Annotated in this window: 17 protein-coding genes; 8 read left to right on the forward strand and 9 right to left on the reverse strand. The window is 73.4% G+C overall.

Going from position 1 to position 22,507, the window contains the following annotated elements:
• Positions 1-9 precede the first annotated feature (9 nt).
• From KDL01_RS04540 to KDL01_RS04550, 3 genes are all read right to left on the reverse strand, one after another.
• Positions 10-696 carry a response regulator gene (locus tag KDL01_RS04540; protein WP_212527040.1) on the reverse strand — a complete coding sequence of 229 codons (687 nt, stop codon included), beginning with the start codon at positions 694-696 and terminating at the stop codon, positions 10-12.
• Positions 686-1,789 (reverse strand): sensor histidine kinase, encoded by a 1,104-nt coding sequence (locus tag KDL01_RS43040; protein WP_212527041.1) that lies wholly within the window; start codon positions 1,787-1,789, stop codon positions 686-688. Before KDL01_RS43040 ends, KDL01_RS04540 begins: the two co-directional genes overlap by 11 nt.
• Before the next feature lie 197 nt (positions 1,790-1,986).
• Complete coding sequence (locus tag KDL01_RS04550) at positions 1,987-2,868, reverse strand: UbiA family prenyltransferase (protein WP_212527042.1); 882 nt, start codon at positions 2,866-2,868, stop codon at positions 1,987-1,989.
• Between the two features lie 304 nt (positions 2,869-3,172).
• Here KDL01_RS04550 and KDL01_RS04555 point away from each other — a divergent pair, with 304 nt between their 5' ends.
• Together KDL01_RS04555 and KDL01_RS04560 are read left to right on the forward strand one after the other, a co-directional pair.
• On the forward strand, positions 3,173-5,002 hold the full coding sequence (locus KDL01_RS04555) for a 2-isopropylmalate synthase (RefSeq protein WP_212527043.1): 1,830 nt from the start codon (positions 3,173-3,175) through the stop codon (positions 5,000-5,002).
• Complete coding sequence (locus tag KDL01_RS04560) at positions 4,986-7,814, forward strand: helix-turn-helix transcriptional regulator (RefSeq protein ID WP_212527044.1); 2,829 nt, start codon at positions 4,986-4,988, stop codon at positions 7,812-7,814. Before KDL01_RS04555 ends, KDL01_RS04560 begins: the two co-directional genes overlap by 17 nt.
• Positions 7,815-7,943: 129 nt before the next feature.
• On the opposite strand, the gene KDL01_RS04565 is transcribed toward KDL01_RS04560, so the two are convergent.
• Complete coding sequence (locus KDL01_RS04565; RefSeq protein ID WP_212527045.1) at positions 7,944-8,807, reverse strand: 3-hydroxyacyl-CoA dehydrogenase family protein; 864 nt, start codon at positions 8,805-8,807, stop codon at positions 7,944-7,946.
• A gap of 219 nt (positions 8,808-9,026) precedes the next feature.
• On the opposite strand from KDL01_RS04565, the gene KDL01_RS04570 reads away from it, so the two are divergent.
• The 3 genes from KDL01_RS04570 to KDL01_RS04580 all read left to right on the forward strand — a co-directional run bounded on the left by KDL01_RS04570 (position 9,027) and on the right by KDL01_RS04580 (position 11,054).
• Complete coding sequence (locus KDL01_RS04570; RefSeq protein ID WP_212527046.1) at positions 9,027-9,488, forward strand: SRPBCC family protein; 462 nt, start codon at positions 9,027-9,029, stop codon at positions 9,486-9,488.
• A 78-nt stretch (positions 9,489-9,566) separates the two neighbouring features.
• Complete coding sequence (locus KDL01_RS04575) at positions 9,567-10,118, forward strand: hypothetical protein (protein WP_212527047.1); 552 nt, start codon at positions 9,567-9,569, stop codon at positions 10,116-10,118.
• Positions 10,119-10,196: 78 nt separating this feature from the next.
• Positions 10,197-11,054 carry an alpha/beta fold hydrolase gene (locus KDL01_RS04580; RefSeq protein ID WP_212527048.1) on the forward strand — a complete coding sequence of 286 codons (858 nt, stop codon included), beginning with the start codon at positions 10,197-10,199 and terminating at the stop codon, positions 11,052-11,054.
• Here the strand turns inward: KDL01_RS04580 and KDL01_RS04585 are convergent.
• From KDL01_RS04585 to KDL01_RS04600, 4 genes are all read right to left on the reverse strand, one after another.
• On the reverse strand, positions 11,023-12,096 hold the full coding sequence (locus KDL01_RS04585; protein ID WP_212527049.1) for a WD40 repeat domain-containing protein: 1,074 nt from the start codon (positions 12,094-12,096) through the stop codon (positions 11,023-11,025). The two genes, KDL01_RS04580 and KDL01_RS04585, sit on opposite strands and share 32 nt — an antisense overlap.
• Before the next feature lie 20 nt (positions 12,097-12,116).
• The gene (locus KDL01_RS04590; RefSeq protein WP_212527050.1) at positions 12,117-17,351 is read right to left on the reverse strand and encodes a WXG100-like domain-containing protein; all 5,235 of its coding nucleotides are present in this window, start codon (positions 17,349-17,351) and stop codon (positions 12,117-12,119) included.
• On the reverse strand, positions 17,348-17,854 hold the full coding sequence (locus tag KDL01_RS04595) for a WXG100 family type VII secretion target (protein ID WP_212527051.1): 507 nt from the start codon (positions 17,852-17,854) through the stop codon (positions 17,348-17,350). The genes KDL01_RS04590 and KDL01_RS04595 overlap by 4 nt, the downstream gene beginning before the upstream one ends.
• Before the next feature lie 119 nt (positions 17,855-17,973).
• Complete coding sequence (locus KDL01_RS04600) at positions 17,974-18,858, reverse strand: AraC family transcriptional regulator (protein ID WP_212527052.1); 885 nt, start codon at positions 18,856-18,858, stop codon at positions 17,974-17,976.
• A gap of 149 nt (positions 18,859-19,007) precedes the next feature.
• On the opposite strand from KDL01_RS04600, the gene KDL01_RS04605 reads away from it, so the two are divergent.
• The 3 genes from KDL01_RS04605 (at position 19,008) to KDL01_RS44385 (ending at position 21,512) form a co-directional block, all read left to right on the forward strand.
• The gene (locus tag KDL01_RS04605) at positions 19,008-19,610 is read left to right on the forward strand and encodes a non-oxidative hydroxyarylic acid decarboxylases subunit B (protein WP_212527053.1); all 603 of its coding nucleotides are present in this window, start codon (positions 19,008-19,010) and stop codon (positions 19,608-19,610) included.
• Between the two features lie 142 nt (positions 19,611-19,752).
• Positions 19,753-21,177, forward strand: a complete 1,425-nt coding sequence (locus KDL01_RS04610; protein ID WP_212527054.1) for a non-oxidative hydroxyarylic acid decarboxylases subunit C — start codon at positions 19,753-19,755, stop codon at positions 21,175-21,177.
• A gap of 92 nt (positions 21,178-21,269) precedes the next feature.
• A complete protein-coding gene (locus tag KDL01_RS44385; RefSeq protein ID WP_307846091.1) occupies positions 21,270-21,512 on the forward strand; it encodes a non-oxidative hydroxyarylic acid decarboxylases subunit D in 243 nt (80 codons plus the stop codon).
• 29 nt (positions 21,513-21,541) lie between these two features.
• On the opposite strand, the gene KDL01_RS04620 is transcribed toward KDL01_RS44385, so the two are convergent.
• Entirely contained in the window at positions 21,542-22,480 is a 939-nt protein-coding gene (locus KDL01_RS04620) for a MerR family transcriptional regulator (protein ID WP_212527055.1), read from the reverse strand.
• Between the last annotated feature and the right edge of the window lie 27 nt (positions 22,481-22,507).

Raw genomic sequence — 22,507 nt, forward strand, 5'->3', positions numbered from 1 at the left:
CCGTCCGGGTCACCGCCGTCCGCGGCCGGTGGCCGGGCGGGCCGGGGTGTCCTCGGGACGGGCGCTGATGAGCGAGGCGGCGACGGCCTTGTTCACGGCGTCGATCCGGGAGACCGCGCCGAGCTTGACGAAGACGCTGTGCAGGTGCCGCTTGACCGTGGCCTCGGCCATGTCCAGCCGGCTGGCGATCTGGCTGTTGCTCAGCGCCTGGGCCACCATCCGCAGGATGGCGATCTCCTTCTGCGTCAAAGCCTTCTCGGTCGTGTCCTGCATCTGCGACAGGCTCTCCCGGGAGATGGCCATCACCATCCGGTCCGGGTTCTGGTGCACCCCGCGCACCGCCGCGACCAGCTCCCGGCTGTCCACGCTCTTGAGCAGGTAGCCGCGGATGCCGGCGTCGACCAGGCGGCGCAGCAGCTGCGGCCCGTCGTACATGCTCAGCACGATGATGCGGCTGCGCGGGGAGACGGTGCGGATGCGCGCGACGGTGTCGGTGGCGTGGCGCCCCGGGATCTCCACGTCGAGCAGCACGATGTCGGGCTTGTGCTCGGCCACCCGCTCCACGGCCTGCTCGCTGTCCGCGGCCTCGGCCACCACGACCATGTCCGGCTCGAGCGAGAGGATCTCGCGCACGCCCTCGCGCACCAGCGCGTGGTCGTCGACGAGCAGGACGGTGATCTTCCGCTCAGTCGTCATCGCTGAGGTATCCCGGGAGGAGGGGCACGGCGAACTCCACCAGCGTTCCGCTGCCCAGTCTGCTGCGAACGGTCAACGTACCCCCCATCAGCCTCGTGCGTTCCCTCATGGAGAGGATACCCACGCCACCGCGGTGTGTGGACCCTGACACCTCGAATCCGATCCCGTCGTCCTCGACGAACGCGCGGATCTCGGTCGGGGAGATGTCGACGTTGACGATCACCGTGGAGGGCTCGCCGTGCGAGAGCGCGTTGTGCGCCGCCTCGCGCAGCACCATGTAGGTTTCATCCAGGATGTCGGCCGGCACCCAGGACTCGTCGCCGTTGACCCGCACGTGCGCGGACACGCCGTTCGCCTCGGACCCGTCCAGGAAGTTCGTCAGCGCGGTGCCCAGCGACTTGAACGGCTCGGTGCTGTAGAGGTCCGAGGTCAGGGCCCGCAGATTCTGCATGGAGTCGACGATGGCCCGCTGAGCCGCCTCCACCTTCTGGTCCGCCTTGATCGGATGGGAGTCCTGATACCTGCGGTAGAGCTCGAGCTGGCGGTGGGTCAGGCTCAGACACGGGCCGATCCGGTCGTGCATCTCCCGCGCGATCCGGCGCCGCTCGCCCGCCTGGGCGTCGCAGACCTGGTTGAGCAGGAACCTGGTGTACCCGGCCAGGGCGATCTGCACCCGGCGGTTGAGGGTGGACTCGAGCGCGGAGGCGGCGCGCTCCAGCAGGTCGCAGCCGTCCGGCTCGAACGCGGCCACCTGGGCGGCGGCGGAGAGGATGGTGCGGAAGAGCAGGGAGACCGCGCGCATGGACTCGTTCGGGTGCACCCCCTCCGAGGCCCGGGCCACACCGATGTCCATGGCCAGTTCCATCCCCTGCACCGGCCGCGGCACGTCCGCGCGCACCACCTCGATCACGTCCCCGAGGATCTGCCGGCAGTGGGCCACGGTCTGGTCGAAGGCGTCGAGGTCGTCCGCCAGCAGGCTGCCCGACTTGATCAGTTCGGCGCTGAAATCCTCGACGATGCGCGGGGCCCGGGCCTCGAGCGCGGCGGCGTACCGCTGTCGGTCGGCTGAGACGTTGCCTCGCTGCCCGTCCACCACGCTACACACTACTCCCAGGTAGCCGCACGTCTCCGCTGAGGGCCGCAGACGATAGGGGCACGAGCCCACCCGGTTCCCCGTGGTCCGGAGACCAGATATCTGGCGCCGGCGCCCCCGCCGCGTCGCCCGACCCGTGTGAGGGAAAGCGTACATCAGGGTTGTTCTTCTCTCAATACGATCGCACGCCGCCGAAATCAATGCAGGACTCCGATACAACCGCCGGCCAGCGCCGCGTGGCAGGCGTACTGCGTCCACATGAACGAGCGGTACGGCAGCCGCCGCCGCGCCCGCGAGGCCGCGGCCGGAGCCTTTACGCAGGCCACGCAGGTGGCCAGGGCGCCGCACAGCAGCGCGGCGGCCGGAGCGGCCAGCAGCGGGGCGAAGTGCCTTCCACTCCACAGAAATCCGGTCGCGATTGCGCAGGCGGACAAGGAAACCAGGACCCTGGTTCGCTTCTCGCCCAATGCCAGCGGCCAGGTGCGCCGTCCCGCGGCCCGGTCTCCGGCCACGTCGGACAGGTCCTTGGCCACCCCGCCGACCGCGCCCATCCACAGCGCCATGGCCGTGGCGAACGGGATCAGCGCCGCGTCCGGCCGCCCGCCCGCCGCCAGCGAGCCGAAGACGTAGGTGGCCACGCCCATCAGCGTCACCGCGCCGCTCGCGCCGGCGCAGTGCTTCTTGAGCGGGGACGGCGGACCCGAATACGCGTAGCCGACGGCCATGTACCCGGCCATCACCAGGGCCGGCCAGCGGCCCGCCCACAGCGCCCCGGCCACCGCCACCCCCGCCGTCAGCGCCGTCACCGCGGTGGCGAAGCCCACCGGCAGCGCGCCGCGGGCGAGCGGGCGGTGTGAGCCGTTGGCCACATCCTCGGGCCGGTCCGTCAATCCGTTGAACACATAGATCGAGACCGTGCCGCACAGCCACGCCAAGGCGCACACCGCGATCCGCCCGGCCGGCCGGCTCGCCCCGCCCGCCAACACCACTCCGGCGCCGAAGCGGGCGAGCACGATCATCTGCACGGCGGGCCGCGATTCCCGGAAGCACAGCCACAGTCGCTTGAGCGTCAGCATCATGATCTTCCCCTCGTCTCCCTGGAGCGTCTCCCGGGGGCGCCGGCTGGTCCGGCGGTGGTGCGGTCCGATACCCGGGATGTTGCCGAGTATGGGCCTGCGACGTGCGGTGACGGTCGGAAGTGAGCCGGAAGGTGCAGTCCGGTGAGCCTATCCGTCGTGCCCGTGGTGACCTGTGGTGCACCCCCGGTGTACCTGTATCGCACCCCTCTTGTGCCACCCCGGTCCGGGGCCGTTCCCTGGGTGAGTCAGAGCCATGACGGAGCGCCGAACCGGTTCACGGTGTGCGCGAGCGAGGAGTGGAAAGATGAGGACTACCCCCCTGACGGCGTCCGCGGGCCACCAGCGCTACCGACCCCTGCCCGTGCTCGAACTGCCCGACCGCGCCTGGCCCGGAGCCCGCCCCGAGCACGCGCCGCGGTGGCTCTCGACCGATCTGCGCGACGGCAACCAGGCCCTGGCCCGGCCGATGGACCTGCGCCGCAAGGCCCGGCTGTTCGACCTGCTGGTGAGCCTGGGCTACCGCGAGATCGAGGTGGGCTTCCCCACCGCCAGCGAGGAGGAGCTCGCCTTCGTCAGAATGTTGATAGAACGCGACCGGATCCCGGACGACGTGCGCATCTCGGTGCTGGTGCCGGCCCGCGACGAGCTGCTGCGCCGCACCGTGGAGGCCCTGCGCGGCGCCCGCGCGGCCACGGTGCACCTGTACAACGCCACCTGCCCGACCTTCCGCAGCGTGGTGTTCGGCATGTCCCGCCCGGAATGCAAGGCACTGGCCGTCAATGGTGCGACACACCTGCTGAAGTACGCCGGGGAACTGCTGGGCGACTGCGACTTCGGATTTGAATACTCCCCGGAGTTGTTCAACGAGACCGAGCCCGAGTTCGCCCTCGAGGTGTGCGCGGCGGTGGCCGACCTGTGGCAGCCCGAGCCCGGCCGCGAGCTGATCCTCAACTTCCCGGCCACGGTCGAGCGCCACGGCCCCAACGTCTTCGCCGACCAGGTCGAATGGCTGCACCGCAACCTGCCCTACCGCGAGGACGTGTGCCTCTCGGTGCACCCGCACAACGACCGCGGCACCGCCGTGGCCGCGGCCGAGTTCGCCGCGCTGGCCGGCGCCCAGCGGATCGAGGGCTGCCTGTTCGGCGGGGGAGAGCGGGCCGGCAACGTCTGCCTGGTCACCCTCGCGCTCAACCTCTACACCCAGGGCATCGACCCGCGGGTGGACTTCTCCGACCTCGACCAGGTCAAGCAGGTCGTCGAGGAGTGCACCGGCCAGCGCGTGCCCGAACGCCACCCCTACGCCGGGGACCTGGTGTTCACCGCGTTCTCCGGCTCGCACCAGGACGCCATCAACAAGGGCTTCGACCGCCGGGCCGAGCAGGCCGAGCGCGCGGGCGTGGCCCCGGGCGCACTGCCCTGGCAGGTCCCTTACCTGCCGATCGACCCGGAGGACCTCGGCCGCGGCTACGAGGAGGTGGTGCGGATCAACAGCCAGTCCGGCAAGGGCGGCATCGCCTACATCATGAGCGCCTGGCACGGCCTGCGCCTGCCCCGGACGCTGCAGGTCGAGTTCGCCGCCGAGGTGCAGCGGCTGGCCGAGCACAACGGCTCGGACCTCGACCCCGAGCAGATCCGGCACTGCTTCGAGGACACTTACATGAGCGTACCCGAGGGCGAACCCGACGTACCCTTCGCGCCGCCGCCGATCCCCACCACGCTCTACCTGTGCGGCCTCGGCGCCGAGCCGGAGCGGCTCGGGCCGGTGGCCGCGGGGATCACCGAGGCCCTGGCGCCCTGGGGCGTGCAGGTCGAGCAGGCGCACGCGGTGGCCGACCCGGTCGGCGGCGCCCGCCCCGACGGCGCCGCGACCACCACGGCCTACGCCCTGTGCCGCTTCGACGCGCGCGAGTACTGGGGCGCGGGCACCGACGCCGACCCGCAGACCGCCGCCTGGCGCGCCGTGCTCGCCGCCGCCCACCGGGCCGGGGCCTGCACCTGGACCTGCGCCGACCCGATCGAATCAGTCCTCGACATCGAGATCGAGGGCACCGTCAGGACGCTGTCCACCACGCATGCGGCCGAGCCGGCCGGGTTCGTCTACACGGAGGGATACGACCATGCTCTACGGGCGTGAACAAGCGCTGTCCGAGCTCGGGGCCGCACGGGAGGCGGCCTTCGCGGGACGCGGCGGCGCGATCGTGGTCGGCGGGGCGGTGGGCGTGGGCAAGAGCGTGCTGCTCGACGCGTTCGCCGAGGACGCGGCGGCGGCCGGGGCGCTGGTGCTGAGCGCCGTGGCCAGCGAGGCGGAGAGCGCGCTGCCGCTGGCCGTGTTCGAGCAGTTCCTGCTCGCCGCCCCGCTCGCCCCGGCCGAGCGCGAGCAGCTGGCCGCGCTGGTGGCCCACGGCGCCGCGACCATGCTCCCGGGCGCCGACCCGGACGGCCTGGCCGGTCCGAGCCCCGCCCGGCTGACCGCCGCGGACGCCGAGGCCATCGGCCGGATCTGCGCGAGCCTGCTCGCCCTCGCGGCGCGGCAGCCGCTGGTCGTCGTGGTCGACGACGTGCAGTTCGCCGACGCCGCCAGCGCCCTGTGCCTCGGCTTCCTGGCCCGCCGGCTGCGGGCCGGACGGATGCTGCTGGCCTTCGGCGAGGGCGCCCCGGAGGGCACCGCCGGATCCGCGCTGTGCGCCGAGGTCCTGCGGCTGCCGCACGCGCGCCACATCCCGCTGCACCGGCTCGAGCGTGCCGCCGGGGCCGAGCTGCTGACAGAGGCCTGCGGCCCGCGCCGGCCCGCCCCGAGCATCATCGAGGCCTGCTACATCGCCACCGGCGGCAGCCCGGTGCTGCTGCGCGGCGCGGCCGAGGACGTCGCCCGGATCCCGGAGCGCGCGGACGGCGCGGACGGCGTGATAGATCAGGACGCTGATGGCGCCGGATCCTCCTTCCTGCGCCCCGGCGGCGGCTTCACCCGGGCCGTGCTCAGCGGGGTGCACCGTTCCGGCGAGACCGCGTGCTCGGTCGCGCACGGCGTGGCCGTGCTCGGCGACACCGCGCGGGTGGACCGCCTGCTGGGCCTTGACCCCGCGGCCACCGACCGGGCCGTGCGCGGCCTCGACGCGGCCGGCATCCTCGAGGCCGGCCGGTTCCGCCACCCGGCGGCCCGTCAGGCCGCGCTCGCCGACGTCGCCCCCGCCGTCCGGGCCGACCTGCACCGCCGCGCCGCCGAACTCGGCCGCCGCGACGGCCTGCCCGCCGCCGTCATCGCCGAACACCTCGGTGCGGCCGGCGACTCCTCGCAGGCCTGGGCCGTGCCGATCCTCGAGGAGGCCGCGCTCCAGGCGCTCGAGGCCGGACGGGTGGACACGGCGGTGGACTACCTCAGGCTCGCCTGCGAGGCCTGCCCGGACGAACCGGACCGGGCCAGGCTGACCACGACGCTGCTGCGGGCCCAGTGGCGCTCCGACCCCGGCGCGCCCACCCGGCACCTGTCCACCCTGGTCGACGCCCTGCGCGCGGGCCACCTGTCCGGCGCAGACTCGCTGGTGCTGGCCCGCGCCCTGCTCTGGCACGGGCGCATCGACGCCGCCACCGAGGTGCTCTCCCGGCTGGCCGAGGGCGGCGTGATCACGGACCCTGAGACGCTCGCCGAACTGCGGGTCACCCGCCCCTGGCTGCGCTGCTCGTTCACCCCGCTGCTCGCCTACGCGCCGCAGGACGAGGACGAGCAGGCCGTGCGCCCGGTCACCACCGAGGGGCGCCGGCGGCTGGCCGCCGCCTCAGCCCTCGACGACGTGCTCAGCGGCGGCCCGACCGCGCAGGTGGTGCAGGAGGCCGAGCGGATCCTGCGCGGCACCCGGCTCGAGGGCATGGGCATGGACGCGGTCGAATCCGCCCTGCTCGCCCTCACCTACGCCGAGCAGCCGCAGCGCGCCGCGCCCTGGTGCGACGAGCTGATCCAGGAGGCGAAGGCCCGTCAGGCGCCCAGCCGGCACGCCCGGCTGAGCGCGATCCGGGCCGAGATCGCGCTGCGCCAGGGAGACCTGCCCGCCTCCGCCGAGTACGCCGCGGCCGGACTCGAGCTGATCCCGCCGGAGGCCTGGGGCGTGCCGCTGGGCGGCTGCGCCGCGGTGCTGCTCACCGCGCTGACCGCGATGGGCCGGCACGAGCAGGCCGCCGAGGTGCTCAACCTGCCGGTGCCCGAGGCGATGCTGGCCAGCCGCTACGGCCTGCACTACCTGCGCGCCCGCGGCCGCGGCGCGCTGGCCGCCGGGGACGCCGACGGCGCCCGGGCCGACTTCGAGCACTGCGGCGAGCTGGCCACCGCCTGGCGGATGGACGTGCCCGGCCTGGTGCCGTGGCGGGTCGACCTGGCCGAGGCGCACCTGGCCAGGGACGAGGGCGACGCCGCCCGCACCCTGGCCGAGGAGCAGCTGCGCCGCTGCCGGCGCACGTACTCGCCGAACACCTACGGCGGAGCCCTGCGCGTGCTCGCCGCGACCCAGGACGTGCACGCGCGTCCGGACACGCTGCGCAAGTCGGTCGAGGTCCTGCAGACCGGCACCGACCGCTACGCCCTCGCCCTGTCCCTGGCCGACCTGGCCGCCGCCTACCACGAGCTGTGCGAGCAGCGCCGCGCGAAGGTGATCGGCCGTCAGGCCTGGCGGCTGGCGGTGGAGTGCGGCGCCCAGCCGCTGGCCGACCGGCTCGCCGTGGACGCGGCCACGCCCGAGTCCTCGCACGCCGGCGTGCTCAGCGACGCCGAGCAGCGGGTGGCCGACCTGGTGGCGCAGGGATACACGAACCGCGAGGTCTCCAGGCGGCTGTTCATCACCGTCAGCACGGTGGAACAGCACCTGACCCGGGCCTACCGGAAGCTCGGGGTGAACTCCCGGGCGGACATGGCCCTCGCCCTGTCGGCCGAACGGCGGCCGATCCTGGCAGGGGTCTGATCGCAGGCGGCGGGGCGCCGACCGCGCCCCGCACCGCCGCGGCACACGCGCACCACACGGCGTCGGCCCGGCCGGGGAAGACCTCCCCGCCGGGCCGGCGCCGTATCCGTCTCGCACGGCCGATGGTACTCAGTCCTCGTACTCGTAGAACCCGCGCCCCGACTTCACCCCGAGCTCGCCCGCGGCCAGCTTCTGCTGCAGCGTGTCGCAGGGCAGGCAGCTCGGGTCGCCGGTGCGCGCGTGGATCTGCTCGAGCGCCTCGACGAGCGTGTCGATGCCGATCCGGTCGACGCACCGCAGCGGGCCGGAGAGCGGGCCGAAGCACCAGCTCAGCAGCCGGTCGATGTCCCCGACCGAGGCCGCGTTCTCCCCGGCCAGCCGGGCCGCGGCGTTGAGCATCGGGTAGAGCACCCGCGCGGCCACCCGGCCCGGCCCGTCGAGCACGTCCACCGGCTCGAACCCGAGCGCGGTGAGCACCGCGCGGGCCCGGGTGAAGGTCTCGTCCGCGGTGTGCCGCCCCCGCGCCACCTCGATCGGCGCGGACGGCAGGTCCGCGTCGCCCAGCAGCACCCCGACCACGTCCTGCGGCCGCCCGGCCCAGTCGGCCAGCTCGTCCACCGGGATCCCGGAGGAACACGAGATCAGCGGCGTGCCAGGCTCGAGGTCGCGGACCACCTCGGTCAGCGCCTTGGCCTTGAGCACGGCCCGCTCCGAGACCGCCTCGAACACCGCGTCCACCGGGAACGCCGAGAGCCCCGAGCGCACGAGCAGCGCCCCGCTGGCGCCCTCCCCGGCCGGCACCGTACCGCGCGAGCGCAACTGGCCGAGCCGCTGCCAGACGCGCACCGCCGTACTCTCCTGCGCCGCGGGCTCGGCGACGACCACGACGGTCATGCCGTGGCCCACGCCCAGCGCGGCGATATGGGTGCCCACGCTGCCCGCGCCGAGTACGGCGAGGCAGATCGGGGCGTTGTTCGGGAAGGGGTCCGTCATCGGGTATCACCACTCGTGTACGCATTACGGCTACCGGGTCCGGCAGTTTCAGCGTGCAGCGCCGGATCACCGGCGTACACCCGACACTCGACCCCTGCAACCCCTGTTCCCGGCGTTCGGTCCCTCCTACCGCCAGGATGGAGATCCACGACAGGCGGTTCGAGCTTGACGGAGGTGGGCGCGATGGCCCCGAGGAACCCGCGGATCCCAGGACGGTCCTTGGTCTCGATCAGCGTCCGGGTACGGGCCGAGCCCGAGCAGGTGTGGGCCGCGCTGACCGACTGGGAGTCGCAGGGCACGTGGATCGCCGCCACCACCGTGCGCACGGTCGAGGGCGACGGCCGGGGCGTCGGCGCGCGCATCGAGGCGTTCACCGGGTTCGGCCGCCTCGGCTTCCTCGACACCATGGTCGTCACCGAGTGGCTCCCCCCGCGCCGCTGCGCCGTGCGCCACACCGGCGCCGTGGTCCGCGGCACCGGCGGCTTCGAACTCGTCCCCGCCGCAGACCCGGCCGACGGCACGACCCTGACCTGGTACGAGGACCTCGACATCCCCGGCGGCCGCCCCGCCGCCCACGCCTTCGCCCTGCTGCGCCCCGCCGTCGAGTACGGCGTCCTGCGCTCCCTGCACCGCTTCGCCGCTTTGGTCGAGCACCGCGCGGGGTCGACGGCGGGCGACTGACCCGCGCGGCGCACCCGCCGATCAGGACCGTGATACGCCGCCCCGCGTAGCCGCGAGCGCCGGAGTAGAGTCTGCGTCATGCTGATCGCCAGGTCATCGCCGGAATGTCGGCTCTACATGGATCTGCACGCCTGCTCGTGCGGGGAGACCGGGTTCGCGGCGGAGCATGCGCTGCAGGAGGACGCGCAGGGGCGGCTGCTGGCCGTCTACTCGGGGCTGTGCCCGCGCTGCGGTCTGCCGCGCCAGTTCGTCTTCGCCCTCGACGACGCGATCCCGCCGCCGCCCCCGGCGTTCGGGGGCGCGGCCGCCTCGCGGATCGTGGACCCGGGGGAGTTCCTGCTGTACGCGGACAAGGCCTCCGCGGCGGCGGGTTTCGCGCCCGACGCGGGAGACGCGGGCGACCCGCAGGCCGGCGAGCGCGGGCGGCTCGCGCTGGCCGCCGCGGCCGCCGCGGTCGACGAGGTGCTCAAGTTCATCCCGCAGGGCGCGGCGGCGGTCCCGGAGGCGGCGTTCACCTCGGCCACCGGACGAGCCCTGTACGCCCGCGAACCGGGGCGCTTCTCCAAGGTCCGGCTCGAGGCCACGGCGGCCTCGCACCGCGCCGCCCTGGCCGGATACCGCGCCGCGTGAGCGTGCTCGGCGGAGCGCCGGCGGCGGCTGTCGGAGGATGACAGTGCTGGACCTCAGCGGGCGTGGACGGGGACGGGGATGACGGCGAAGACCACGGGAAATCTGCGCGTGTCCGGCGCGCGTCTGTACTTCGAGGTGCGCGGCGCCGGGCCGGTGCTCCTGCTGATCCACGGCTCCATCGCCGACTGCGGCGTGTACGGCCCGGTGGCCGGGTTGCTCGCCGAGCACTACACGGTGGTGACCTACGACCGCCGCGGATACGTGCGCAGCCCGCTGGACGAGCCGGCCCGGGCGATGGTGATGGCCGAGCAGACCGAGGACGCGCGGCTGATCCTGGACGAGGTCGGAGCGCGGAGCGCGTTCGTGCTGGGATCGAGCGGCGGCGCCGTGATCGCCCTGGACCTGCTGGCCGCCCACCCGGACCGGGTGAGCGGGCTCATCGCGCACGAACCCCCGGTGCTCTCGCTTCTTCCGGACGGGGCGCAGCTGCGCGCGTTCCTCGACGGCTTGGACGCCACGTGCGGGGAACACGGCGTGCAGGCGGCAGCCGACGCCCTGCTGGCCAGGATGCTCCCGGAGGAACAAGGACAGCCGGAGTTCGAGCCCGGATTCGACTGGGACCCGGCGTTGCCCGCGCGGATGGCGGCCAACAGCGAGTTCTGGTTCACCCGCGAAGCCGAAGCAGGATTCGCCCACACCCCGGACCTCGCGGCGCTGAAAGCAGCGGCCGACAAACTCGTGCTGGGGGTCGGCGAGGACTCCGCGGGCTGGCCCGCGGCCCGCTCCGCCCTCGCGCTCGGCGCGGCCACCGGGGCGCGCGTCGTGTCCTTCCCGGGCGGGCACACCGGATACCTCGTCAAACCACGGGCGTTCGCCGAGTTCGTCGCGCCCGGGTTCGCCGCGCTCAGTCCGCCACGCGGTACCGCAGTACCCTGACGGCCTGGTTCCACGGCACGATCACCCGGGCGTCCGGGGCCGCGGCGAGGCGGTTGAGCGTGCCCCAGCCCGGCCTGGCCTCGCCGAGCAGCCGCCAGTCCCGCGCGTCCCACACCTGGAGCCTGCTGCGGTCCTGCATCCGCGGCCCACCGCCCCCGGCCAGCAGCAGCGGCCGGTCAGGGCCGCCGGTCCAGGCGAGCGCGTCGATCCGGCCGGGCGGGCGCACGGTGCTGTGCGGCCGGGAACCAGGCCGGCCGATCTCCCACACGCTCAGGCCGTTGGACACGCCGACGACGAGCGTGCGGCCGTCCACCGCGCCCACCGCGACGCTGCCGATGAGGTCGCCCTCCCGCACGGGCAGCAGCACCTCGCCCACCTGCCCGCCGGTCTCCAGGTCCCACAGGTACGCCTTGCCCTCGGCGTCCGAGGAGTCGATCAGCGGACGCATCGAGTACTCCGCGGAGACGACCGCGAGGGCCCGGCCGTCGTGCTCGCCGACGGCCACGGCGACGCTGAACCCGCCGTGGGGCAGGGATTTCACCCGCGGCTCGAGGCCGACGCCCCAGAGCTCGACCAAGCCGTCGCCGACCGGGTTCGCGTAGACGCTCGAGCTCGCCCCGGCGCCGCGGGCCACCAGCACCCGCCCGGCTCCGGCACCCTGACGCGCCGCCAGTTCCCTGAGCCGGCCGTACTCGCCGAACCGCCCGCGGAGCCGTTCGCCGCTGCGCAGGTCCCACGCCTGGAGGCCGCCGGCGTCGTCCCCGGTCACGGCGACCGGTCCGTCCGCGCCGTCGGTCACCGCGACCCGGCACAACTCCGTGGCCTGACGCCGGGGGCCCGGCTCGGGCACCGCCGCGCGCAGGATCGGTTCGGCCGAGTCCAGGTCCCAGGCCAGCAGCGCGTCCGCGGTCACGGCGACGGCGGCGGCGCGGCCGTCGATGTCCGCGTACGCCACGTCCAGGACGCGTCCGCCGGTCGGCGCGTCGGCGGTCCAGGCCTCGGTAATCTCCAGTTCGGCGGCGGCAGCGGGCAATTCGGACACGGCAGCGATCCTAGTCTCGATCAGGACGTGGTCGGCGGCGCGGGCGGCGGCGGGATCGGCGTCGGGGTGGCGCCGCGGCGGCGCATGGCGGCGTAGTGCATGGCCTGGGTCGCGGTGGCGACGTATCCGCCGTCGAAGTTCCCGCCCTCCGGCGGCGCGTCCCGGTTGGACCCGGTCTGCTCCGGGAACTTCCCGCGTTCGCTGGGCGCGGCCGCGTACCGCGCGTCGCCCGTGCTCCACACCGTCCCCGGGGCCGTCGCGCCGCCCGAGGCGGGCAGCGGGTCCGACCCGCCGCGCGGCTGCGAGAAGAGCTGGTCCACCGGGAAGAAGCGGGAGGCCGCGCCGGTGACGTCGATGGACTTGCCGGCGATGTCGATCCGGTAGCCGAGGTACTGGCCGTCGTCGTCGAAGAGCATCTTCCCGGTCACCGACTTCGGGTCGCTCTTGAGCGCGGAGTCGACCATCTCGGCGACCGACGGCGGGACGGCGGCGCGGGTGCCGAGCGAGGCGATCACGCCGTCGCCCTCGAACCCGGCCACGCTGAACCGGGTCGAGCCGTCCGCCGCGGTGCTCGGCTCGATCCCGGTGATGTTCATGTCGCGGTCGAAGGCCATGGTGAGCCGGCCGGTGGCGCCCGGGTTGAAGGGCTGGCCGGTGGCGGGGTCGGTCAGGCTCGGATCCAGCGGCTGCTTCGGGTTGAAGCCCTGGTCGTGCTCGGTGCGCACTTCCTTCCACTGCGTGTTGTCGGCCAGTCCGGGCGGCGCGCTGCGGCCGATCATGGTGTAGTGCGAGTCCGGGTCCAGCTTCAGCATGTTCTCCACGCCGCTGATGCCGGTGCCGCCGGTGCCGGCCACGATCCAGTCCTTCGCGGCGGTCGGGTCCACCCCGCGCAGGTTCGCGTCGTCGCCGGAGAGGATCTGGCCCTCGTGGGTGTCGCGCAGCGACTTCCAGTTGGCCACGGCGTCGAGCGACTTGTTCACGGCGTCCGGCAGGCCGGCGCGGTCGACGCCGCTCTCGCGCAGGATGTCGACCGCCTTGCCCGCGGAGGCCTCGTCGCGCCAGGAGAGTTTGTCGAACTCCACCTTGGCCGCGCGCGCCTCCGGGGTGCCGAGCGTCTCCAGGGCGCGCGAGGTCGCCTCATAGGTGCCGTGCATGCCACCGCTGATGCTCCGGTCGATGCCCGGGATGATCTCCGGCGGGAAGCCGCTGGAGATCACCGGGGTGCCCTCGACCTCGACGGTGATCGGATCCCCGTGCTCGGGCGTGATGTCCGCGAGCATCTTCCCGTTCTCCATCCGGAAGTTCGCGGTGCCGTTGACGACCGGGCCCTGGGCGGCGATGTCGTCCTCCCAGTAGCGCACCGCGTCCAGCGGCACCCGGGCGCCCGGGTCGTGCTCGCCGACGAACTGGTAGGGGTCGCCCAGCCCGGTCTGGCGCAGGTTGCGCAGCTGGTCGGCGGTCTGCGCGATCCGGTCGCCGTTGTCGGCCTGCCACCGGCCCCGGTCGTCGACCAGCAGCGCGTGCGGGTCCCGCGCGGCCAGCGCCGCGCCGCCGCCCGCCTGCAGGGTGACCTTCGGGTATTCGCCCTCGGGCAGCTCCGCGGCCTGCTGATGCAGGTCCGCGAGAGTCTGGCCGCTGCGATCCTCGCGCCGCGCGGTGGCCGCGTCGGCGATGGCCTTGAACTGCTCCGGGGCGACCCGTCCGCCGTCCTGCGCGATCGGCGGCTGGAAGTCCGGCCGCAGGCCCGCGCGGTGCGCGTCGAAGGCCGCCTGGTCGGTCTGGGCGCGCGCGTGGATGTCCTGCAGCGCCTGCTGATCCGTGGCCGAGAGCGACTCGGTGCTGCGCCCGGCGTCGTCCAGGAGCCTGTTCACGTGCGTCTGGCCCTCGGCCGTCAGCCGCTGCGGATCCAAAGCCAGGGCCCTGCGTTGCTCGGCTCCCGGCGTGCCCTCGCGCAGGCCCAGGTGTTCGACCAGGGCCATGGCCTCGCGGTGCGTGCCCTCGTACTGCGCCTGCTGCTCCGCGCTGCGGCTGCCCTCCGGCGGCAGCTTGTCCAGCTGCTGGCCGAGCACCCGCAGCTCCTGCACCCGCCCGGCGTCGTGCGGGGTCAGCCGCACATCCTCGGTCGGACCGCCCGGACGCAGGTTGCTCTCGTCCGGGGCGAAGGCGTCCACCTTGTCGACGAGGTAGCGTTGCCGGTCCGCGACGATCTCGCCGATCTCGTGCGCCACCGCGCGCGGCACGTGGTTCTGCGAAATCTGGTCGGAGAGCTGGATGACGTGCTGGCCCTTGTCGTGGTTGAGGATCGAGCGCGCCGCGGTCTCGTCGCCGAGCCGCTGCGTCTCCACCCGGACGGTGAAGGTGCGCTGGCCGTCCGGCAGCAGGCCGCTGTCGTCGGTGATCCGGTACAGGCCCTCCTGGGGCAGCGCCTCCACGCTGAGCCCGGGGTGCGCGTCGACGACGTCGCGCACGGCCGGATCGATGGCGGCCCGCACTTCGCCGATGTGGCTGGCGGTCGGCGCCTCGGCGTGGCCGCGGAAGCCGGAGCCGGGCACCGAGGCCGCGGTGATGAGGTTGTCGCCGGCCCGGTCGGGGACCGGAGCGGAGCTCTGGTCGGCGGCGTGGTCGGACGCTTGGCCGGGCGCGTGATCGGGGGCTTGGTTCGGCGCCTGACTGGGTGTCTGGTCGGTCCGGGCGCTCGGGGTGTCGCCGCGGCCGGCGGGGGTCTCGGCACTCGACGGGCGCGGTTCGGTGTTCGACGGACGGGTGTCGCCGACGGGAGTGGCCGGGTTCTGCGTCGCGTCGGGACGGGCGGTCGCCTGGTCGGGGGCGACGGCCGTGTCGGGGGCGAGGCCGTCCGCGGTCCGGGCGTTCCCGGTCTGGGCGTCGGTGGCGGCGGCGTCCGTGGCGGCGTCCGGGTCCGCGGCGAGGCCCGGGTCCGCCGCGATCGGAGCGTCCGAGGAGACCCGGTCGCCCTGCGCGGTATCGAATCCGGCCGCCTCGGTCGCGGGCGCGGCGACCTCGCGCGGTGTCGTGTTCGCGAAGTCGTCGGGTACGGTCTCGCGCCCGAGACCCACCCCCGCGTCGCGGCTCGTGCCAAGCCCGGAGTCGTCGCTGCCGGTGAAGCTGCTGTCGCGGCCGCCGTAGAAGCGGCTGGAGGACACCGCACGCCCCGTGCCGTCCACGCCCGTGCCGGCACCTGCGCCCGTCAGGCCGGAGCGCGCCGGATCGTCGATCGCTGCGCCGCGCTCGTACCCGGCGCTGGTGCCGGCGCCGGCGTCGGTGCCGATCCCAGATCCGGATCCGGTGCCCGAGGTGTCGTCGATCCCTGCGCCGCGCCCGTATCCGGACCCGGCACCCGCCGGAACGGCCTCGGAAGCCGCGCCGCCCAGGGGGAGCCCACCCCCGAGCCCGCCCGAGCCGCCGGACTCGAGTCCCGGCTCGGCGGTAGGCGCGGCGTCCAACCTGCCGCCGCCGTCATAGCCGGAAGCGCTCGCGCCGTTGTCCACAGGTGCGTAACTGGACGAGATCTGGCCGGACGTCTGCGCGGGTGCATCAGTGATCGAGCCCGTACCGGCGGTCTCGGACGGCGCGTACTCGGCGGCCGAGGCGTGGCCGGAGGACGCGAGGTCGGCGCTGCCGCCTGCGGGTGTGTAAGAGGACGTATCAGTGGGCGTGTACGAGGACGAGCCCGAGCGGTCGCCGACGCCGCCCACGCCGCCCACGCTGCCGCCGGTGTCGAAGGCGCTGCTGACGCTGCCGCCACTGCTACTGCCGCCGCTGCTGACGTCCGCGCGTGCCGAGGCGACCGGGGCCGCCTCGTACCCGGCCGAAGAGCCGCCACTGAAGCTTGAGCCGGAGCCGGAACTGCCACCAAGGCTCGAGTCCTGCGTGATGCCGCCGCCCGTACTCACGTCGCCGATGCTGCTGCCGAGGCCGCTACTGCCGCCGACACTGCTTCCGACATCGCCGCCGACATCGCTCCCGGCGCTGCTGCCGTAGCTCGATCCACTGCTCGCCCCGGCGTCGCTGATCCCGGCGTCCTGCGTGCCGCCGCCGAGGATGCGCGCGATGGAGGACGTGGCCGCATAACCCTGCGACGGGTCGACCTGCGCGCCGCCGCTCACGTCCACGCTCCCGCCGCCGCCCGATCCGGTGCCGGTCAGGTCCGCGCCCGTGGTGCCCGTGCCCGTCGTCGCGCCCCGGTCCGGTGACAAGGTCAGACCACTGAGATCGGTGCCGAGCGAGGTGTCCACCGTGGGAGCGGCGGTCGAGGTGTCCAGGGTAGGGGTCTCGGGCGTGCGCAGCTCGGTGGGCAGGTCCGTGGTGTCGATCGCGGGATGGTCCCCGGCCGCGGCCTCACTGCCGTGGATGCCGCCGAGCACGCCGGCCACCGAGCCCTTGGTGAAGTCGGAGGCCGAGATGGTGCCGTTCTGCAGCAGGTCCATCGACGCGTTCGTCAGCGCGCCCGAGGCGACACCGGTCACCGCCCGGCTGGTGAAGGACTTGCCGAAGTCCTCCCCGATCACCTTGCCGCCGAGTTTGCCTAGGCCGAAGCCGAACGCGGTGCCGAGCGCCCCGCCCTCCGCGCCGGAGAGCCCGGAGGAGCCCACCTGCTTCCAGTCGATGCTGCTGGCGTGGCCCTCGGCGACCTCCTTGAGCTGGATCACGAAGTTCAGCTCGGCCTGCTGCAGCCCCTGCTCGATGGCCTGCTTGACCACCTCGACGATCAGTTCCTTCGCGCCGTCGAGGAAGACCTGCATGGCCGTGCGGTCGGCGGCCACCTCCGCGATCGCGGTCGCGTCGGTGGCGCCGAAGTCGAAGAAGCCGGCGGCGATCTGCGGGGCGACGGTCGCGACCAGGATCGCGATGTTGCCCATGATCGTGTCTTTGGTGGTCTCGATCTGGGTGGCCCCGGAGTTCAGGGCCTGGGCCATCGACTTGCAGAACTGCACCGCGAACGGCAGCGCGGCCGGGGCGGTGCCGGAGGGCCAGCTCGTCTTGCCGTCGTCGAAGTTCGACGACCAGAACGAGGAGAAGGTCGAGCCGTTCGCACCCTGACAGCTCTCCGCCGCCGCGTTGGCCGCGGCCGTGGCCCGCTGGCGCACCGCGTCGAGCTGGGTCGCCGCGTCGTTCCAGGCCGAGGCCAGCGAGCGCATGGCGCCCTCGTCGCCGTTGGGCCAGCGCTCGCCGACCACCAGCTCGAGCAGGTCCTGGCCGATGTTGTCGAGGGAGATGTCGACGCCGTCGATGTTCACGAGCTCGCCCCCGCCGAACCCGCCGAGCCGCTCGTGCCCGCGCCGTCGGGCTGCGCGATCTGTCCGATCGTCCCGGCGAGCTGCTCTTCGAGCTCGTCGTAGCTGTTCGCCTGCGCCACCAGCTGGTTCGCCACGTTGGCCAGCGCCGTGCCCAGCCCGGCCAGGCTGGCGAAGCCCTGGTTCGCCGGTCCGGTGTACTCCGGGCCGAACTGCTTGCCGAGGTCGTCCGTGCCCCAGGGCTCGCCGCCCGAGCTGAGCGTGGCACGCAGGGAGCTGAGGATCTGCGCTATCTCGTCCCCGCACTCGGCCAGGATCGCCGCCTGCGCCCGCACCGCGTCACTGTCCACCTGGAACCCGGGACTCGACGCCGCCGACCCACTCGACCCGGTGGCCCCGCCCCCGGCCGGCTGCTTCGCCGCAGGTCCGCCCGTCCACTCGGCCTGGTAGATCCCCGACTCGTCCACCGGGGGCGTCGAGTATGTCCCCCCACTGCTCGTCGACATCTTGTGCGCCTACCTCCCCGTGAGGTCCCAGGAACGGTCACAGGGTATTGCATCGACCCCGATTGCGGAACGCTGCGATACGAACGCTGCGATTCGACCGCGGTCCGCCGCCGGATCGGTCAGAGTCCGCGGGCCGCGGCGCGGAAGGCGGCGGGGGTGGTGCCGGTGCGGACGCGGAAGAACTTGGTGAAGTCGCTGGGGTCGGCGAAGCCGAGGGTGCGGGCGACGGCTGCGGCGGGGTCGGTGCCGTGGGCGAGGAGGCGCTTGGCTTCCAGCAGGACGCGATCGTCGATGTACTTCTTCGCCGTCACGCCGGCGGCCGCCATCGTGGCGCGGGTGAGGGTGCGCGGGTTGTAGCCGAGGGCGGCGGCGTACTCGTCGACGCGGCGGGTGACGGCGAAGTCGCGTTCGACCGCGTCGTGGAAGCGCACGAAGGCCGTCGTGGCCGTCGTCTCTGGACGCTGCTCGCCGAGGACCGCTCCCAGCCGCAGCACCAGGACCGAGACCAGGTGTCGCAGTGTGCGCAGATAGAGCTCGACGGGGAGCTGCGGCAGGTCGGCGTACTCGGCGACGACGTGGTCCAGCGCGCGCTCCACTCCGCGGGCCCGCGCGCCGCTCAGGTGGGTCGGGCCCTCGTCGTGGGGCAGGCCGGGAGCTGCGGCGCGCAGCGTTCCGGCGTCGAGGAAGCCGGGCTCGAACAGGACGAGCAGGCCCTGCGCGTCCGCCAGGTCCGTGCCCCACTGCTGCACCTGTCCGGGCCGGATCCACAGCCAGTCCCCGGCGCCGAGCCGGTGCGCGGTGAAGTCCACGGTCACCTCGCAGCTCCCGCCGCGCACCGCGAGGAGTTGGTGGAACTCGGGCCGCTGCGGCCGGTACGGATCGTTGCCGTGGCGCCGGGCACGCTCGGGCAGGGCGGCGAGGTCGAACACCTCGGCTCCGGGCGGCGAGCCGACGGCGGCCCGGTAGCGCAGGTCCGGGATGCGCGGATGTCCGTTTTTACCCATGGCAAGTCAAAACCTTACCCGAATCGTGCCTGGTGCAGCACATAGCGTGGACCAGGACGCCGGTCGAAGGCCGGAAAACGCCCTAGACGTGGCTAAGACATGCGGGCGGCTGAGATCTGGCCGACGTGGCCGATGGAGAGGTGGCTGGTATGCGGCTGATCGTGGCGATGACCGGAGCGACCGGGGCCGTCCTCGGCGTGCGGCTGCTGGAGAACCTGGCCGAGCTGCCCGAGGTCGAGACCCATCTGGTGCTCTCCCGCTGGGCCCGCAGCACGATCGAGCTCGAGACCGGCCGGTCGGTGCGGGCGGTGCACGCGCTCGCCGACGTCGTCTACGCGCCCGAGGACCAGGGCGCGGCCATATCCTCCGGCTCCTTCCGCACCGAGGGCATGGTGATCGTCCCGTGCTCGATGAAGACCCTGGCCGGCATCCGGGTCGGCTACGGCGAAGGGCTCGTCGGGCGCGCCGCTGACGTCGTGCTCAAGGAGCGCCGCAAGCTCGTGATCGTCCCGCGCGAGACGCCGCTGAGCGAGATCCACCTCGAGAACATGCTCGCCCTGTCGCGGATGGGCGCGCGGATCGTGCCGCCCATGCCCGCCTTCTACAACCGGCCGGAGTCGGTGGACGACGTCGTCGACCACATCGTGGCCCGCGTCCTTGACCAGTTCGACCTGCCCGCCCCCGCGGCCAAGCGCTGGGCCGGCATGCGCGAGGCCCGCGAGGCCGCGGCCGGGCTCGCCCCCCTCGCCTGACGCCGGCATCAGCACCCGGACCCGCATCCGGACCCGCATCCGGACCCGCATCCGGACCCGCATCCGGACCCGCATCCGGACCCGCATCCGGACCCGCATCCGGACTCGCCCCCGTACCCGTACCGACAAGGAGTACCCGCTCATGGCCTATGACGATCTGCGCAGCTTCCTCGCCACCCTGGAGGAGGAGGGCCAGCTCCTGCGCATCACCGAGCAGGTCCGTCCGGAGCCGGACATCGCGGCCGCCGCGAACGCGGCCGGGCGCATCGGCGAGAACGCCCCGGCGCTGTGGTTCGACAACGTGCACGGCTTCACCGACGCGCGGATCGCCATGAACGTGCACGGCTCCTGGGCCAACCACGCCCTCGCCCTCGGCCTGCCCAAGAACACCGCGGTCAAGGAGCAGGTCGCCGAGTTCGCCCGGCGCTGGGACGCGTTCCCGGTCGCCCCGGTCCGCCGCGAGGACGCGCCCTGGCGGGAGAACACCATGGACGGCGAGGGCATCGACCTGTTCGAGCTGCTGCCGCTGTTCCGCCTCAACGACGGCGACGGCGGCTTCTACCTCGACAAGGCCGCCGTCGTCTCCCGCGACCCGCAGGACCCGGAGAACTTCGGCAAGCAGAACGTGGGGGTCTACCGGATCGAGGTCATCGGCAAGGACCGCCTGGCCTTCCAGCCCGTGCCCATGCACGACATCGCCCAGCACCTGCGGATGGCGGAGGAGAAGGGCGAGGACCTGCCGGTGGCCATCACCCTCGGCAACGATCCGGTGATGCCGATCGTGGCCGGCATGCCGATGGCCTACGACCAGAGCGAGTACGAGATGGCCGGCGCGCTGCGCGGCGAGCCGATGCCGCTGGCGACCGCGCCGGCCACCGGGCTCGACGTGCCCCGGGGCTCCGAGGTCGTCATCGAGGGCTACTTCGAGTCGCGCACCCGTCAGATCGAGGGCCCGTTCGGCGAGTTCACCGGGAACTACTCCGGCGGCCGCCGGATGCCCGTGGTCAAGGTCACCCGGATCTCCTACCGCACCGCCCCGATCTTCGAGTCCCTCTACCTCGGCATGCCGTGGACCGAGTGCGACTACCTGGTCGGCCCCAACACCTGCGTGCCGCTGCTCAAGCAGCTCAAGGCCGAGTTCCCCGAGGTGCAGGCGGTCAACGCCATGTACACGCACGGCCTGCTGGTGATCATCTCGACGAAGAAGCGGTACGGCGGCTTCGCCAAGGCGGTCGGCATGCGGGCGATGACGACTCCGCACGGCCTCGGCTACGTCGCCCAGGTCATCCTCGTCGACGAGGACGTGGACCCGTTCAACCTGCCGCAGGTCATGTGGGCGCTGTCCTCGAAGGTGAACCCGAAGGACGATGTGATGATCATGCCGAACCTCCCCGTGGTCGAGCTCGCGCCCGCGGCCTCCCCGGCCGGCATCATCAGCAAGATGATCATCGACGCCACCACCCCGGTCGACCCCGACCGCCGCGGCAACTTCGCCACCCCGGTCAAGGACCTGCCCGAGACGCAGGAGTGGATCGCGAAGCTGCAGAAGCTGATCGCCGAGCGCTGAGCCCGCACCGCACCCGAGACGCAGCCTCAGCCGCGCCCTCAGACGCACCTTCAGGCGCAGCCTCAGCCGCACCCGAGACGAGGAGAACACCCGTGTCCGCCACCGCCCCCTCCATCTGCCCCCGCTGCGCGCACGAGCGCCTCACGCACCTGACGACCTCTCCGGTCGCCGGCGCCTGGGACGTCTTCCAGTGCGACCGCTGCCTCTACACCTGGCGCACCACCGAGCCGGCCCGGCGCACCCAGCCGGACGCCTACCCGGCTGCGTTCCGGCTGACCGCCGAGGACATCGAGAACGCCATCGAGATGCCGGCCGTCCCGCCGCTGCGGGCGTGACCCGCGCCCGCCCGGTTCCGGCCAAGCCCCTAACCCGGTAACCGGGCACGCAGGGCCCGGGTGAGCCAGTCGAAGACCGGCACCAGGGTCTCCGGGACCGGCCAGCCGTTGACCACCGAGAGCAGCTGGACGTAGCGTTCCGCGCGCGGATCCTCCGCGACCTCCAAGCGCTCGAGCAGCCAACGCCGCAGGTCGGCGTCGTCCGGGCGGGAGAAGACCTGCGCGTACCTGGGCAGCAGGGCGCCGAGCACGGGCTCGGCCCGGCGCGAGGTCGGGTCGATACCGGCCGCCAACGCCCGGCCCACCTCCTCGCGCACGAGCTCGACGAGCTCCTGGTGCAGGCCCGTGGTGTCGCCGGCGGCGCGTTCGGCCGCCTGGTACTCGGCCATCCGCCGCACGCCGGCGCGGAAGTCCGGGTCCTGGCACAGTTCGGCCAGCTCCACCCAGGCCTCGACCTGCTCCGGAGTGGGGTCGTCGGGCAGTTCGGGCGCCATCGCGCGCATCAGGGCCACGAACTCGGGGTTGGCGTCCAGGCCGCCGTAGACATCGTCGATGAAGTCGCTGATCAGACGTCGACGTTCGTCGTCGGAGAGTTTGGCGAGCTTGTGCATGAGTTCCGTCTCCCGCGGAGTCGAGCCGCGCTTGGCGACCGCCGTCAGTACCGCGCGACGCAGCCGCAGCATGCGGATCTGCACGTCCAGCGCCTCGGCGTGCGCCGCGGCGACCCCGGGCAGCGAGGCCTCCCGGTCCAGGACCTGCCGGACCGAGGCCAGATCCAGCCCCAGCTCGCGCAGCGTCCGCACGAGGTCCAGCCGGGCGACGGCGTCGATGTCGTAGCGCCGGTAGCCGGCCGGACTGCGGTCGGTCGGCGGCACGATCCCGCGATCGGCGTAGAACCGGATGGTCTTGACCGTCAGCCCGGTCCGCCGGGCCAGGTCGCCGATCGAGTAGAGCGTGTCGCCGTCCATGGCCCCACCCTCGCGTCTCCCCCGAGG

This window comes from Actinospica durhamensis (assembly GCF_018139695.1).
Lineage (GTDB): Bacteria > Actinomycetota > Actinomycetes > Streptomycetales > Catenulisporaceae > Actinospica > Actinospica durhamensis.